Origin of the sequence: Nitrospirillum guaranorum (genome assembly GCF_034653275.1) — a bacterium.
GTDB lineage: Bacteria > Pseudomonadota > Alphaproteobacteria > Azospirillales > Azospirillaceae > Nitrospirillum.
Map to the genome: position 1 here is coordinate 1,036,105 of NZ_JAYEES010000003.1, position 15,075 is coordinate 1,051,179.

Annotated in this window: 15 protein-coding genes; 7 read left to right on the plus strand and 8 right to left on the minus strand. The window is 69.9% G+C overall.

The genetic code is table 11. The annotated features are described in order from the left end of the window. Positions 1–9 precede the first annotated feature (9 nt). The gene (purD, locus tag UAJ10_RS13660) at positions 10–1,338 is read right to left on the minus strand and encodes a phosphoribosylamine--glycine ligase (protein ID WP_322915848.1); all 1,329 of its coding nucleotides are present in this window, start codon (positions 1,336–1,338) and stop codon (positions 10–12) included. Positions 1,339–1,398: 60 nt separating this feature from the next. Here purD and xseA point away from each other — a divergent pair, with 60 nt between their 5' ends. Both xseA and UAJ10_RS13670 read left to right on the plus strand, forming a co-directional pair. Next, positions 1,399–2,853, plus strand: coding sequence for an exodeoxyribonuclease VII large subunit (gene xseA, locus UAJ10_RS13665; RefSeq protein ID WP_322915849.1), 1,455 nt, complete (start codon positions 1,399–1,401; stop codon positions 2,851–2,853). Then, complete coding sequence (locus tag UAJ10_RS13670; RefSeq protein ID WP_322915850.1) at positions 2,736–3,047, plus strand: exodeoxyribonuclease VII large subunit; 312 nt, start codon at positions 2,736–2,738, stop codon at positions 3,045–3,047. Before xseA ends, UAJ10_RS13670 begins: the two co-directional genes overlap by 118 nt. 12 nt (positions 3,048–3,059) lie before the next feature. Here UAJ10_RS13670 and UAJ10_RS29890 read toward each other — a convergent pair whose 3' ends face one another. From UAJ10_RS29890 to UAJ10_RS13695, 6 genes are all read right to left on the minus strand, one after another. Further along, positions 3,060–3,197, minus strand: coding sequence for an LpxL/LpxP family acyltransferase (locus UAJ10_RS29890; protein WP_416235365.1), 138 nt, complete (start codon positions 3,195–3,197; stop codon positions 3,060–3,062). After that, complete coding sequence (locus UAJ10_RS13675; RefSeq protein ID WP_322915851.1) at positions 3,134–3,955, minus strand: lysophospholipid acyltransferase family protein; 822 nt, start codon at positions 3,953–3,955, stop codon at positions 3,134–3,136. Before UAJ10_RS13675 ends, UAJ10_RS29890 begins: the two co-directional genes overlap by 64 nt. 241 nt (positions 3,956–4,196) lie before the next feature. Then, a complete protein-coding gene (lpxK, locus tag UAJ10_RS13680; RefSeq protein WP_322915852.1) occupies positions 4,197–5,177 on the minus strand; it encodes a tetraacyldisaccharide 4'-kinase in 981 nt (326 codons plus the stop codon). Then, positions 5,174–6,466, minus strand: a complete 1,293-nt coding sequence (locus UAJ10_RS13685) for a 3-deoxy-D-manno-octulosonic acid transferase (protein ID WP_322915853.1) — start codon at positions 6,464–6,466, stop codon at positions 5,174–5,176. The genes lpxK and UAJ10_RS13685 overlap by 4 nt, the downstream gene beginning before the upstream one ends. Positions 6,467–6,596: 130 nt before the next feature. Beyond that, positions 6,597–7,673, minus strand: coding sequence for a glycosyltransferase family 4 protein (locus tag UAJ10_RS13690; RefSeq protein WP_322915854.1), 1,077 nt, complete (start codon positions 7,671–7,673; stop codon positions 6,597–6,599). Then, the gene (locus tag UAJ10_RS13695) at positions 7,670–8,491 is read right to left on the minus strand and encodes a UDP-2,3-diacylglucosamine diphosphatase (protein WP_145619967.1); all 822 of its coding nucleotides are present in this window, start codon (positions 8,489–8,491) and stop codon (positions 7,670–7,672) included. The genes UAJ10_RS13690 and UAJ10_RS13695 overlap by 4 nt, the downstream gene beginning before the upstream one ends. Positions 8,492–8,676: 185 nt before the next feature. Here UAJ10_RS13695 and UAJ10_RS13700 point away from each other — a divergent pair, with 185 nt between their 5' ends. Continuing rightward, entirely contained in the window at positions 8,677–9,627 is a 951-nt protein-coding gene (locus tag UAJ10_RS13700) for a diacylglycerol/lipid kinase family protein (RefSeq protein WP_322915855.1), read from the plus strand. A 251-nt stretch (positions 9,628–9,878) separates the two neighbouring features. On the opposite strand, the gene UAJ10_RS13705 is transcribed toward UAJ10_RS13700, so the two are convergent. Continuing rightward, the gene (locus UAJ10_RS13705; protein ID WP_322915856.1) at positions 9,879–10,214 is read right to left on the minus strand and encodes a hypothetical protein; all 336 of its coding nucleotides are present in this window, start codon (positions 10,212–10,214) and stop codon (positions 9,879–9,881) included. A gap of 303 nt (positions 10,215–10,517) precedes the next feature. Between UAJ10_RS13705 and UAJ10_RS13710 the strand changes: the two genes are divergently transcribed. The 4 genes from UAJ10_RS13710 to atpD all read left to right on the plus strand — a co-directional run bounded on the left by UAJ10_RS13710 (position 10,518) and on the right by atpD (position 15,072). Continuing rightward, the gene (locus UAJ10_RS13710; protein WP_322915857.1) at positions 10,518–11,078 is read left to right on the plus strand and encodes a F0F1 ATP synthase subunit delta; all 561 of its coding nucleotides are present in this window, start codon (positions 10,518–10,520) and stop codon (positions 11,076–11,078) included. Then, positions 11,078–12,607: a F0F1 ATP synthase subunit alpha gene (gene atpA / locus UAJ10_RS13715; protein WP_322915858.1), complete on the plus strand. Its 1,530-nt coding sequence runs from the start codon at positions 11,078–11,080 to the stop codon at positions 12,605–12,607. Before UAJ10_RS13710 ends, atpA begins: the two co-directional genes overlap by 1 nt. A 90-nt stretch (positions 12,608–12,697) precedes the next feature. Continuing rightward, positions 12,698–13,588 (plus strand): F0F1 ATP synthase subunit gamma, encoded by an 891-nt coding sequence (locus tag UAJ10_RS13720; RefSeq protein ID WP_322915859.1) that lies wholly within the window; start codon positions 12,698–12,700, stop codon positions 13,586–13,588. 44 nt (positions 13,589–13,632) lie between these two features. Beyond that, a complete protein-coding gene (gene atpD, locus UAJ10_RS13725) occupies positions 13,633–15,072 on the plus strand; it encodes a F0F1 ATP synthase subunit beta (protein WP_322915860.1) in 1,440 nt (479 codons plus the stop codon). Positions 15,073–15,075: the final 3 nt, after the last annotated feature.

The window sequence follows — 15,075 nt, forward strand, 5'->3', positions numbered from 1 at the left end:
GCGCCCGCCTTATCCCTGCTTTTGTTCCCGTTCGGCCTTTTCACGTTCAACCGCGCGCCAGCCGATGTCCCGGCGGCAGAACCCCTCTGGCCAGCGGATGCGGTCCACCGCCTGATAGGCCAGAGCCTGCGCCTGCGCCACCGTCCCCCCGATGGCCGTCACGCCCAGCACCCGGCCGCCATTGGCCAGCACACGGTCGCCCCCCTCGGGTGTTTTGGCCGCTTTCGTACCGGCATGGAAGACGGTGACCCCGTCGACCTTGCCCGCATCCTCCAGCCCCCCGATGACGGTGTCCTTCACATAATCACCCGGATAGCCCTGGGCCGCCATCACCACGCACAGGGCGGGGTCGTCGTGCCAACGAACGTCCACATGGTCCAGCTGCCCGTCGCAGGTGGCCAGCAGCAGCGGCACGATGTCGGACTTCAGGCGGCGCATCAGCACCTGGCATTCCGGGTCGCCGAAGCGCGCGTTGAATTCGATCAGGCGGGGCTTGGGTCCTTCCCGGCTCGCAACGATCATCAGTCCGGCGAACAGCACGCCGGTGAAGGGTTTGCCCTCCGCCGCCATGCCTCGCACCGTGGGTTCCACGATCTCGCGCATCACCCGGTCCTGCAGCTCGGGCGTCAGGACGGGGGCGGGGGAATAGGCGCCCATGCCGCCGGTGTTGGGGCCCTGATCGTTATCGAACACCCGCTTATGGTCCTGCGCGCCCACCAGCGGCAGGGCGTGGGTGCCGTCGCAGAGCGCGAAGAAGCTGGCCTCCTCACCGTCCATGAACTCCTCGACCACCACCTCGGCGCCGGCGCTGCCGAAGCGGCCGTGCAGCATGGCGTCGTCGATGGCGGCGTGCGCCTCCGCCAGGGTCATGGCGATGACCACGCCCTTGCCGGCGGCCAGGCCGTCAGCCTTGACCACGATGGGCGCGCCCTGTTCGGTGGCATAGGCCTTGGCGGCGGCGGCATCGGTGAAGCGGCGGTAGGCGGCCGTGGGCACGCCGTACTTGGCGCAGATGTCCTTCATGAAGCCCTTGGAGCCTTCCAGGGCGGCGGCGGCCTGGCTGGGGCCGAAGGCCTTGATGCCGGCGGCCGTCAGGCGGTCCACCAGGCCCAGCACCAGCGGCTGCTCCGGACCCACCACCACCAGGTCCACGGCGTTGGCCGTGGCGAAGGCGACCAGGCCGTCCACGTCGTCGGCCTTGATGTCCACGCAACTCGCCACGTCGCGGATGCCGGCGTTGCCGGGCGCGCACCATAGCGTGCCGCAAAGGGGCGAGGCCGAGATGGCCCAGCACAGCGCATGCTCCCGCCCGCCGGATCCGACCACCAGGATCTTCATCGCCTCTACCCCCGATCACGATTCCATCTGTTGAGCGGGTGCTTGTATCATGCCCGCGCCATGACTCAAGACTTCCCCGACTCACCCCCGCCTTCCTCCGCCGATCTCGGCTATGCCGGCGCCACGCCCGTGGCTGGCGGCAACCTGCCGGAACTCAGCGTTTCCGACCTGTCGCGCGCCCTGAAGCGCACGGTGGAGGAGACGTTCGGCTATGTCCGCGTGCGGGGCGAGGTCAGCCAGCCCAAGCGCGTCTCCTCCGGCCACCTGTACCTGCGCCTGAAGGACGACCAGGCGGTGATCGAGGCCGTGTGCTGGAAGGGCACGGTCATGCGCCTCGCCGTGAAGCCGGAAGACGGGATGGAGGTGGTGTGCACCGGCCGCCTGACGACCTACCCCGGCCGCTCGCAATACCAGTTGATCATCGAGACCATGGAGCTGGCGGGCGAGGGCGCGCTGCTCAAGATGCTGGAGGAGCGCAAACGCCGGCTGGCGGCGGAGGGCCTGTTCGATGCCCAGCGCAAGCGGCCGCTGCCCTTCCTGCCCCGCGTCATCGGCGTGGTGACCTCCCCCACCGGCGCCGTCATCCGCGACATCCTGCACCGTCTGGCCGACCGCTTTCCCCGCCACGTGCTGTTGTGGCCGGTGGCGGTGCAGGGCGAGCAGGCGGCGGCCCAGGTGGCCCGCGCCATCCAGGGCTTCAACGCCATCGTCCCCGGTGGCCCGGTGCCCCGGCCGGACCTGCTGATCGTGGCGCGCGGCGGCGGCAGCCTGGAAGACCTGATGCCCTTCAACGAGGAGATCGTGGTGCGGGCGGCGGCGGCCAGCCAGATCCCGCTGATCTCCGCCGTGGGGCATGAGACCGACACGACGCTGATCGACTTCGCCTCCGACCGTCGGGCGCCCACCCCCACCGCCGCCGCCGAAATGGCGGTGCCGGTGCGGGCCGAGCTGATGGCCCAGGTCATGGAATGCGGCCGCCGGCTGGAGGGGACCGCCAACCGCCTGCTGGCCGAGCGCCGCAACCGGGTGGAGGGGCTGGCGCGCGGCTTGGGCGACCCCCGCGCCCTGCTGGAGGGCTGCGCCCAGCGCCTGGACGACCGGGGCGAACGGCTGGCCCTGTCCATGACCGGCCTGATCCGCCGCCATCGGACGGAGGTGGCCAAGCTGGGCGCCGGCCTGCGCCACCCGGCCCAGGTGCTGGGCCTGGCCTACGCCCGCCTGGACATCGCCGGCCGTGGCCTGTCCGGCGGCGTGACCCGCCTGCTGGCCGACCGCACCACCCGCGCCCAGAACCTGGCCCAGCGCCTGACGCCCCAGCCGCTGGTGCGCCGGGCGGAGGAAGGGGGGCGCGCCTCGCCGACCTCGGCCGCCGCCTGGACGCCAGCTTCGGCCGCGCCGTGGCCGATGGCGCCCGCCGCCTGGAAGGCCAGGCCAAGCTGCTGGAGACGCTGTCCTACCGGGGGGTGCTGGCCCGTGGCTTCGCCCTGGTCACCACCGCTGAGGGCCACCCCGTGACCAAGGCGGCGGACGCCCCCGCCGGCGGCCGCGTGCGGGTGGAGTTCATCGATGGCGCCGTGGGCGCCACCCTGGACGGGGAAGGGGCGCCGGCCCCAGCGTCTGTTCCGACGCCCGCCCCAGCGCGGGAGCCTGCGCCCGCACCCAAGCCGCGTGCGGCGGCGCGCCCAGGCGGGCAGGGCAGCTTGTTCTGAGCAGGGGGAGCCCTATTTAGGCCATCGCCGGTGGGTCCACAGCCACTGGCCGGGATTTTCCAGCACCCAGCGCTCCAGCAACTGGTTCACCACCACGGTGATGGCGCGGATGTCGGCCGGCCGGTCCCCGGTGGGGGCGGGCAGATCCATGGGGGAAACGCCTCGATGCGGAAGCGGGCGCCCTTGGGCTTGCGCGTCACCCGCACCGGCACGACGACGGCGCCATGGCGCACCACCACGTCGCCGGCGATGGTGCCGGTCATGGCGTCATGGCCCAGGAAGGGCACGGCGATGCCCTCGTTCAGCTTCTGGTCGGCCAGGATGCCCAGGATGCCGCCCGCCCGCATGGCCGCCAGGATGCCCTTGGCCGAGGCGCGGCCCTTGGGTACCAGTGTGGTGCCCAGCTCGCCCCGCGCCTCGGCCAGCAACTTGTCGACCGAGGGGTTGTTGGGCGCGCGGTAGATGGCCGTCATGGTGGTGCCGCACTTGAACACGGTCATGGCCACCAGTTCCCAATTGCCGAAATGCCCGGTCAGGATGACGCCGGGCTTGCCGTCGGTCACCAGGCCCCGCACATGCTCCGCCCCGATTAGCTCGACCCGCTGCTCCCACTCGCGCGAGATGGTCTTCAGGTGGGGATATTCGGCCAGGGTGCGGCACAGGTTGTCCCAGGAGTCGCGGGCCACGCGTCGGCGCCCCGCCGCGTCCAGCTGGGGCATGGCCCGTTCCAGGTTGCGCAGCACCTTGGCGTTGCCGCCGATGCGCGGTCCCAGGGTGCGCCCGACCCAGCCGCCGAAGTCCGACGCCACGTCGGCCGGCAGCAGGCCCAGCAGCCTGAACAGGGCGCGGATGCCCGCCGCCTCGATGGCGTAGCGCAGGGAGGAAGGCTGGGTACCGTGCTCGGCCATGGAAACTCCCGTGCCGGTCCCCATGGCGATGGGCCGGCCGTCCTGGAAAGGTTGGGGATGGCACCCCATCCGAACCCAGAAAGACGACCTCCAAGGCGGACAACAGCGGGGGCCGCCGGGTCCCAACGCCGACGGCGGCTACAGCTATCGGGTGCTTTTCGCCGTGGGTCAAGCGCGGCGGGTCGGTCGCTCCGGTCCGGCTGGCGCCCGGGCCCCCACCCCGTCCTGGGAAGCCGGGTCTCTAGGACACCGTCCCCAGAACACGGTCCAGCGCGGCGGGGTCGTCGAAGGCCAGCACCACGGGCAGGGCCTTTATGGCCGTTTGGTACGCGGCGGGTAGTCGCACCCAGTCCTTCTCCGTCGTCAGCGGCACCGCGCCCAGGGCGCTGGCGCGGTCCACCAGGCGGGCGATTTCGGCCTCGGCATAGGGGTGATGGTCGGGGAAGGGCAGCGCCTCCGTCATCGTCAGGCCCAGCTCACGGCAGGTGTCGAAGAACTTGCCCGGCCGGCCGATGCCGGCGAAGGCCAGGACCGGCCGCCCGGCCAGCCCGGCGGCCACGGCCGCGTCCGGCACCAGCCGCGCGGTCAGGATGGGCAGTGTGGGGGCGAGCCCGGCCACCTGGACCGCGGCGCCCGTGCGGTCCGCGCCCACGATCACCACCGCCCGCGCCCGGGCCAGCCCATCGGCCAGCGGCTCGCGCAAGGGGCCGGCCGGGATGACGTGGCCGTTGCCGAAGCCGGCGCCGCCGTCCACCACCAGCAGCGACAGGTCCTTGGCCAGGGCCGGGTTCTGGAAGCCGTCGTCCATCACCAAGGCCTGGGCACCACCGTCACGGGCGGCGCGGGCGCCGGCCAGGCGGTCGGCCGATATCCAGGCCGGGGCGGTGCGCGACAGCAGCAGCGGCTCATCCCCCACGTCAGCGGCGCAATGCTCGGCCGGGTCGACCCGCAGGGGACCGGTGAGGCGGCCGCCATAGCCGCGCGACAGATAATGGGCCTGGACGCCCCGGGCGCGCAGGGCGCGCATGACCGCCTGCGCCACCGGCGTCTTGCCGGCGCCGCCCGCCACCAGGTTGCCGACGCAGATGACGGGGATGCCGGCGCCCTGGGGCGCGGCCTTGGCCTGCCGCCGGCGGGCTCCCAGGGCGTAGAGGCACGCCAGGGGGCTCAGCAGCGCCGCCAGCGGCCCGGCGGGTTGGTACCAGAAGCCGGGGGCCTTCACCGGCCATCCCCGGCGGTGTGCAGGCCGGCCTCGGCCAGCAGGGGGGCCAGGGCGGCCATCACCCGGTCCACGGCGTCGCGGTTGTCGTCGGCCACCGCCTTGGCGGCGCCGGCCTGGGCGTCCCGCGCGGCCGGGTCGGTCAGCAGGGTGTGCACCGCCTCGGCCAGGCCCGCCCCGTCCGGCACCCGCCGGGCGCCGCCGGCCGCCTCCAGGGTCGCGGCGATCTCCGCGAAATTATGCATGTGCGGGCCGTAGACGATGGCGGCCCCCAGCTGTGCCGGCTCGATGGGGTTGTGCCCGCCCACCGGCACGAAGGATCCGCCGACGGCGGCCACCGGCGCCAAGCGGAAGAACAGGCCCAACTCGCCCAGCGTGTCGGCCACGTGCAGGGCGTCGGCCGCCGCCGGCAGGGCGCCGCCGGCGCGGCGGCTGACGGTCAGGCCTTGGGCCTGGAAGGCGGCGGCGATCTCCGGCCCCCGTGCGGGGTGACGGGGCACCACCAGGGTCAGCAGGCCGGGGATGCGGGGGGCCAGGCGCTGGTGCGCCTGGGCGGCCAAGTCGTCCTCGCCCGGGTGGGTGCTGGCGAAGACCCAGGCGGGGCGGCCGGCCACGGCGGTCCGCAGGGCGGCCAGGGCCGCCGGATCCGCCGGCAGGGGGCTGGTGGAGTATTTCAGGTTGCCGACGCAGCGCACGTCGGCCAGGCCCAGGTCGCGCAGGCGTCCCGCCTCCGTCGCCGTCTGGGCCAGCGCCAGGCGGAAGGTGGACAGCAGGCGATGGGCGGTGCGGGGCGCGCGGCGCCAGTTGCGGTGGCTGCCGGCGGACAGGCGGGCGTTCACCAGGGCGGTGGGCACCTTGGCCTTGCGCAGGGCGCGCAGCAGGTTGGGCCAGAACTCCGATTCGATCCACAGGGCGGCGTCGGGCCGCCAATGGTCGATGAAGCGCGCCACCGCCGCCGGCAGGTCCACGGGCACAAACTGGTGGATGGCCCCGGCCGGCAGGCGCTGCGCCATCAGGGTGGCGGAGGTGACGGTGCCGGTGGTGACCAGCACGGTGGGCCGGGGCGTCAGCGCCAGCAGCCGGTCGATCAGGGGCAGCACGGCTATGGATTCGCCCACGCTGGCGGCATGCAGCCAGATCAGCCGTCCCGGGGGACGGGGCAGACCGGCGTGGCCCAGGCGCTCGGGCAGGCGGTGGGGATCTTCCTTGCCGGCGGCCAGCCGCCGGTCCAGCAGGCGGCGGACGGCGGGGCCGGCCAGGGCGGTCAGCCCGCGATAAAGCGCTTCCAGCATACCGGTCGTGTCAGGGAAACGGATAGGGCGGCGGGACGGGCCCGCCGCGGTCGCCGCCACCCTAGCACCGGCCCCGCGCCCGCTTCAACGAATGCAGGTCAATTGTGCCAGCGGGGGGTCACGTGGGGGTTCAACTGGCCTTCTTGGCCTCGTCCGCCCCGGGGGCCAAGCCCACGTCCAGGACGGGGACCGGGTCCAGCGCCGGATGGCCGCGGAAGGGACGCAGGTTGTTCAGGAACTGCGCCGCCGACGCGGACCAGGAAAAGGTCAGGGCGTGGCGGCGGCACTTGTCGCCCGGGATCTCCAGGGCGGCCAGGGCGGCCTTGCGCAAATCCTCGTCCAGCACGGCCACGTCCGACCCCGCCAGCACGTCCAGCGGCCCCGGCACCGGGTACGCCGCCACCGGCACGCCGGAGGCCAGCGCCTCCAGCAGCACCAGGCCGAAGGTGTCGGTGCGCGAGGGGAAGACGAAGACGTCGCCGGCGGCGTAGTGCCTGGCCAGCTCTTCCCCATGCTTGGGCCCGACGAACCGGGCGGCCGGATACTTGGCCTTCAGCTCGTCCAGCTGCGGGCCGCCGCCCACCACCACCTTGGTGCCGGGCAGGTCGAGCGACAGGAAGGCCTCGATGTTCTTCTCCACCGCCACCCGGCCCACATACATGAAGATGGGGCGGGGGAAGGGCAGGAAGTCCTTCTCGCGCGGGCGGAACAGGTCGGTGTCGACGCCGCGCGACCAGCGTTTGATGTTGCGGAAACCCCGGTCCACCAGGTCGTTCTCGATGGAGGGCGTCGCCACCATGACGGCGGAGGCCGGCGCGTGGAAGCGGCGCACCAGGGCATAGCTGAGGCGCAGCGGGATGGGGAAGCGGTCGCGGACGTATTCCGGGAAGCGCGTGTGGTAGGCGGTGGTGAAGGGGATGCGCCGGCGCAGGCAATAGCGCCGGGCGGCCAGGCCCAGGGGGCCCTCGGTGGCGATGTGGATGGCGTCGGGCTGGATCTCGTCGATCATGCGACGCAGGCGGGCGCCGGGTTTCAGCGCCAGGCGGATTTCCGGGTATGTGGGCATGGGCACGGTGCGGAAGCGGTCGGGGGCGATGACCTCGACCTCATGGCCCAGCTGGCGCAATTCGTCCCGCGTCGTGGTCAGGGTGCGGACCACGCCGTTCACCTGGGGGTGCCACGCATCCGTGACGATCAGGATTTTCACGCTGCAGCCTTCTGCGTCGTCCCGCCCGGCTGCCCAGGCTGCCGCGCCGCCGCGCGCTTGCGCACTTCGTCCGCCCAATGAATGATCTCCAACGTGCCGTCGGCGTGTTCGACCAATGCGGTGCACGATTCCACCCAGTCCCCGTCGTTGCAGTAGAGGACGCCACCCATGTCACGCATCTCGGCGTGGTGGATGTGGCCACAAATGATGCCGTCGACCTGGCGGCGCTTGGCCTCGTCCGCCAGCGCCTGCTCGTAATTGCCGATGAACTCCACCGCCTTCTTGGTGCGGTTCTTCAGGTAGGCGGAGAGCGACCAGTACTGGAAGCCGAAGCGGCGGCGGGCGGCGTTCAGCCAGGTGTTCAGGGTCAGCAGCACCGTGTAGGCGCTGTCCCCGACATAGGCCAGCCACTTGGCGTACTTCACCACCGCGTCGAACAGGTCGCCGTGCAGCACCAGGAAGCGGCGGCCGTCGGCGGTGGTGTGGACCGCGTCCTCCAGGATGGTGACGCCGCCGAACTGCAGGCCGATGAAGTCGCGGAAGACTTCGTCATGATTGCCCGGGATCAGGAAAACCTTGGTGCCCTTGCGCACCCGGCGCAGCACCTTCTGCACCACGTCGTTGTGGGCCTGCGGCCAGTACCAGCCCTTCTTCAGGCGCCACCCGTCGACGATGTCGCCCACCAGGTACAGGTATTCCGACTCGGTGTGCTTCAGGAAATCCAGCAGCATGTCGGCCTGGCAGCCGCGGGTCCCCAGATGCAGATCGGAGAGCCATATGCTGCGGTATCGCCGCGGGGCCTCGTGTTCCGTCTCCATGTCCGTCTCCATGCTACGCCCCCGAGATGACCCACGCAGACAATCAATAGTAATGTTGACAGGGCTATACCGCAGCATGTAGGGCAAGACAAATGGTGATGAAGGCGAGTTCAAGGACTTCACCATATATTCACGGGGCATTCATAAATATGTCTTCCGTCCTTCACTTGGCTGTCACGGAACCTATGTCCGCGCCCGCGCGCCGACTATTGATCATTCACAATCCTGTGGCGGGCCGCCGCCGGCGGGGCCTGATGGGGCGGGTGGTCGATGCCTTGCGCCAAGGCGGGGCCGATGTGGCGGTGGTGGAAACCACCGGCCCGCGCGATGCGGAACGCCTGGCGGGCTTGGCCGCCTCCGGCGCGCTGACGGACGGGCGCCTCCCAGATGCCGTCGTGGCCTCGGGCGGCGACGGCACCATCAACGAGGTGGTGAATGGCCTCCTGGCGGCGCCGACCCTGTCGCCCCCGGCCCTGGGACTGATCCCCCTGGGCACGGCCAATGTGCTGGCGGCGGAACTGGACCTGCCCTCCGGCGTGGCCGAGCTGGCGCGCACCCTGGCGGGCGCGGTGCCACGCACCATCCACGCCGGGCGCGCCAACGGCCGCCTGTTCACCATGATGGCCGGCGTGGGCCTGGACGCCCATGTGGTGGAGGGGGTGGACCCCGGGGTGAAGCGCCGTATCGGCAAGGGCGCCTACGTGCTGGAAAGCCTGGCGCAGATCGCGCGCTGGCCCAGCCCGCGCTATCGCGTGATCACGACGGACGCGGCCGGCCAGGTCCGCGAGCACGAGGCCGCGTCCTGCATCGTGGCCAAGGGCCATTTCTATGGCGGCCGCTTCGTCTGCGCGCCCGACGCCCGGCTGGACGAAGGCGGCTTCCACGTCTGCCTGTTCGAGGTGGGCGGACGGCTGGCGGCGCTGGGCTATGGCGCGGCGCTGGTGACGGGCCGGCTGGCCCGCTGGACGGAAGCGAAGGGGGGCTCGGGGTACCGCGTGGTGCCGGCGGTGCGGGTGCGGATCGAGGGACCGGCGGGCGATCCGGTGCAGGGGGATGGCGACACCATCGCCCGGCTGCCGGTGGATATGGAAACGGCGGCGCCTTTCCGTGTGCTGGCGCCGCCGCTCCGCCCCTAATCACAACTGAGATTAAGTGTCCCGTCCGCCCTCAAAGGGGGCGCTGGTCTGCCCCCTGTCGTCACATCAGGCAACGTTACTGACTCTGGTGTTCAGGCAACTCTGGTTCCAGGCAACGCCAGGCCACTCGACCCGGTACGCGACTCCAAGACTCCATAAACCTCAGGCCATCTAAAAACGGGTTCTCACCAGGCAACTCAGGCTTCGATGGGGCCCGGGGCCCCCTCGTTCTTTAGTATAGCGGCGGACGCTCAGCGGCCCGCCTGCGCGCCGGCCTCGGCCGTGGCGCGCGGCACGCGGCCCCGCCATACGGACAGGCATTCCTCGGCGCTCTCGCCGGTACCGATGCAGTACCAGCCGCGGCGATCGTTGAAGTACAGGCGATAGGTGCCGCGGCGGTCACGCTCGAACCGGAAGACCGGGCGGTCCAGGTTGGGGAAGCGCACGATCAGCTGATCATGGTCGGGCGCGGTGTGCCGGGTGACCGTTTCCCACAGGCCCCGCTCCAGCTTGGGCTGGGCGACGCTGTTCCACTCGGTCAGATCGAAGGGGGTGAAGCGGGCAGAGGAGAAGGGGACGACAGTCATGACTCACCAGCACTCTGCCACCCTGGATCGGAGGGGCCCGGAAGGTTCCGGACTTTTTTCGTCAGTGCGCCGGGTGGCTTTGGCGCGATGAGGGGACTATGCGGCCCCAACTGTTAATGGCGCCTTAAAGCCACCCGCTCACCCGTGGGATAGTATGCTTTGGATGGAGTGATGGAGTTGCGCCCTGCGGCGCCCTGTGTTATGTGCACGACGCCCGACGCCGGGGTGGTTTTCACCCGGTTCGGACCCACATTGCTAAGGCCCTGAAATCCTTCAGGTCTGCGGATTAACCGAGGTTTCCAGGTGGCATCCCAAGGGACAGTCGTATCCGGACTGGCGGCCCGCTACGCGGCGGCGCTGTTCGACCTTGCCGACGAGCAGAAGGCGCTGGACCAAACCGCGCAGGACCTGACGTCGCTCAAGCAGATTCTCGCCGAAAGCGCGGATCTGCGTCGCGTTGTGCGCAGCCCCGTCCTGTCGCGTGCCGAGCAGGCCCGCGCCATGGACGCGGTGCTGTCACAGGCGGGCACGTCCGAGCTTGTGCGCAAGTTTATTGGTCTGGTCGCCCAGAACCGCCGGCTTTTCGCCCTCGATGGCATGATCGCCGCCTTCCTTGCCGAGCTGGCCCAGCGCCGCGGCGAGGAGACGGCCACCGTCATCTCGGCCCGTCCGTTGACCGAGGAGCAGCTGTCGGCCGTGACCGACGCGCTCAAGAAGTCCCTGGGCTCCAAAGTCTCCGTCGCCGCCAGCGTCGACCCGACGCTGCTGGGCGGCATGATCGTTAAGGTCGGATCGCGCATGATCGACAGTTCCGTGCGCACCAAACTGACCAAGCTGAAAATCGCCATGAAAGGGGTGGGCTGATGGAAATCCGCGCCGCAGAGATTTCCGCGATCCTGAAACAGCAGATCGCGAATTTCGGCACCGAGGCCGATGTTGCTGAAGTGGGCCAGGTGCTCTCGGTCGGCGACGGTGTTGCCCGCATCCATGGCCTGGACAAGGTCCAGGCCGGTGAGATGGTCGAGTTCCCGGGCGGGATTCAGGGCCTGGCCCTGAACCTGGAAGCCGACAACGTCGGCGCCGTGATCTTCGGCGACGACCGCGCCATCAAGGAAGGCGACACGGTGAAGCGCACGGGCGCCATCGTCGAGGTTCCGGTGGGCCGCGGCCTGCTGGGCCGCGTCGTGGACGGCCTCGGCAATCCCATCGACGGCAAGGGTCCGCTGGTCGACGTCGAGCGCAAGCGCGTCGAGGTGAAGGCCCCCGGCATCATCCCGCGCAAGTCGGTGCACGAGCCCATGCAGACCGGCCTGAAGGCCGTGGACGCCCTGGTGCCCGTCGGCCGTGGCCAGCGTGAGCTGATCATCGGCGACCGTCAGACCGGCAAGACCGCCGTCGCCATCGATGCCTTCATCAACCAGAAGGGCATCAACGCCGGCGGCGACGAATCCAAGAAGCTCTACTGCATCTACGTGGCCGTCGGCCAGAAGCGCTCCACGGTCGCCCAGATCGTGAAGACGCTGGAGGAAGCCGGCGCGATGGAATACTCCATCGTCGTCGCCGCCACCGCGTCCGAGCCGGCGCCGCTGCAGTACCTGGCGCCCTACACCGGCTGCGCCATGGGCGAGTTCTTCCGCGACAACGGCATGCACGCCCTGATCGTGTACGACGACCTGTCCAAGCAGGCCGTCGCCTACCGTCAGATGTCCCTGCTGCTGCGCCGTCCGCCGGGCCGCGAAGCCTACCCCGGCGACGTGTTCTACCTGCACAGCCGCCTGCTGGAACGCGCCTGCAAGATGGCCGACGGCTACGGCGCCGGCTCGCTGACGGCCCTGCCCATCATCGAGACCCAGGCGGGTGACGTGTCGGCCTACATTCCGACCAACGTCATCTCCATCACCGACGGCCAGATCTTCCTGGAAACCGGCCTGTTCTACCGTGGCATCCGCCCGGCCATCAACGTCGGCCTGTCGGTGAGCCGCGTCGGCTCCGCCGCCCAGATCAAGGCGATGAAGCAGGTCGCCGGCACCATTAAGCTGGAACTGGCCCAGTACCGCGAAATGGCCGCCTTCGCCCAGTTCGCCTCGGACCTGGACGCCGCCACCCAGCGCCTGCTGAACCGTGGCGCCCGCCTGACCGAGCTGCTGAAGCAGCCGCAGTACAGCCCGCTGCCGGTGGAAGAGCAGGTGGTCTCCATCTTCGCCGGCGTGAAGGGCTTCCTGGACAAGGTGAAGGTCGAGGACGTGAACCGCTTCGAGGCGCGCTTCCTGGACGAGATCCGCAGCAAGGGCCAGGACATCCTGACCGCGATCCGCACCGACAAGCAGATCAGCAAGGACACCGAGGAAAAGCTGAAGGCCTTCCTGGAGAACTTCTCCAAGGTCTTCGCCTGATCTCCGTAGCGGCGGGCGGCTCCCACGGGGGGCCGCCCTCCAGTCCAGTTCTCCCCACAAGGGACCTTGTCAAGGAAGTGAAGGCACGGCATGCCCAGCCTTAAGGACCTCAAGATCCGGATCGACAGCGTCAAGTCGACGCAGAAGATCACCTCGGCCCTGAAGATGGTGGCGGCCAGCAAGCTGCGCCGCGCCCAGGAACAGGCCGAGGCCGGGCGTCCCTATGCCGAGCGCATGGGCCGCATGCTCTCCTCCCTCGCCGCCAACGTGCCGGCGGGTGCGCAGGGCCCGAAGCTGATGGCCGGCACCGGTTCCGACAAGACGCATCTGCTGATCGTCCTGACCGGCGACCGCGGCCTGTGCGGCGGCTTCAACGCCACCATCGTCCGCGAGGCCAAGCGCCAGGTTGCCCGCCTGACGGGCGAAGGCAAGACCGTGAAGCTGCTGACCGTGGGCCGGAAGGGCCGCGACCTGCTGCGTCGCGAGTTCGGCACGATGATCGTCCACAGCTACGAGAACCTGGGCGGCAAGCGCCTGGGCTTCGCCGACGCGGCCCAGGTCGCGGACAAGGTGCTGGAGCTGTTCGACGCCGGTGAGTTCGACGTCGCCTCCATCATCTTCAACAAGTTCAAGTCGGCGATGACGCAGATCGTCACCGTTCAGCAGATCGTCCCGTTCGCCGTGGCGGCCACGACGGAAGAGGCCCCGGCCTCCGCCGAGCCGAAGGCCATCTACGAGTTCGAGCCGTCGGAGGAGGACATCCTCAACGATCTGCTGCCGCGCAACCTTTCCATCCAGGTGTACACCGCCTTGTTGGAAAGCTCGGCCTCGTTCTTCGGCGCGCAGATGACCGCCATGGACAACGCCACGCGCAACGCCGGCGATACGATCAAGAAGCTGACGCTTAACTACAACCGCACGCGCCAGGCCTTCATCACCAAGGAGCTGATCGAGATCATCTCCGGTGCTGAAGCGGTCTGACGGCGCCACGACAACATTCGCAAGGGTCCGAGGGAGCTTACCCCATGGCTACGACTAACCAGGCGACCAACGCCGTCGGCCGTATCACGCAGGTGCTGGGCGCCGTGGTGGACGTGCAGTTCGATGCCGAACTGCCCGCCATTCTGAACGCCCTGCACACGCAGAACGAGGGCAAGACCCTTGTGTTCGAAGTCGCCCAGCATCTGGGTGAGAACACCGTGCGCTGCATCGCCATGGACAGCACGGACGGCCTGGTCCGCGGCGGCGCCGTGACCGACACCGGCGCGCCCATCCAGATGCCGGTGGGCCCCAATACCCTGGGCCGCATCCTGAACGTCATCGGCGAGCCGATCGACGAGCGTGGCGACGTCGCGTCCGAGAAGACCTACCCCATCCATCGGTCCGCGCCCGAGTTTGCCGAGCAGGCGACCGACGCGCAGATCCTGGTCACGGGCATTAAGGTCATCGATCTGCTGGCCCCGTACCTGAAGGGTGGCAAGATCGGCCTGTTCGGCGGCGCCGGCGTGGGCAAGACCGTCACCATCATGGAGCTGATCAACAACGTCGCCAAGGCGCACGGTGGTGTGTCGGTCTTCGCCGGCGTGGGTGAGCGTACCCGCGAGGGTAACGACCTGTACCACGAGATGATCGAATCGGGCGTCATCAAGCTCGACGGCCCGGGCTCCAAGGTCGCCCTGGTGTACGGCCAGATGAACGAGCCGCCGGGGGCCCGCGCCCGCGTCGCCCTGTCCGGCCTGACCATCGCGGAATACTTCCGCGACGAGGAAGGCCAGGACGTGCTGCTGTTCATCGACAACATCTTCCGCTTCACCCAGGCGGGTGCCGAGGTGTCGGCGCTGCTGGGCCGCATCCCGTCGGCGGTGGGTTACCAGCCCACGCTGGCCACCGACATGGGCGCCCTGCAGGAACGCATCACCTCCACCAAGAAGGGCTCGATCACCTCGGTGCAGGCCGTGTACGTGCCCGCCGACGACCTGACCGACCCGGCCCCCGCCACCTCGTTCGCCCACCTGGACGCCACGACGGTGCTGAGCCGCGCCATCGCCGAGCAGGCCATCTTCCCGGCCGTGGACCCGCTGGACAGCACCTCCCGCGCGCTGGACCCGCGCGTCGTGGGTGAGGAGCACTATCAGACGGCCCGCTCGGTGCAGAAGGTGCTGCAGACCTACAAGTCGCTGCAGGACATCATCGCCATCCTGGGCATGGACGAACTGTCGGAAGAGGACAAGCTGACGGTCGCCCGCGCCCGTAAGATCCAGCGCTTCCTGTCCCAGCCCTTCCATGTGGCCGAAGTGTTCACCGGCACCCCCGGCGTGCTGGTCAGCCTGGAAGACACCATCCGCGCGTTCAAGGGCATCGTGGCCGGCCAGTACGACCACCTGCCGGAAGCGGCCTTCTACATGGTCGGCACCATCGAGGAAGCCGTCGAGAAGGCCCGCAAGATGGCCGCCGAGGCCGCTTGATCG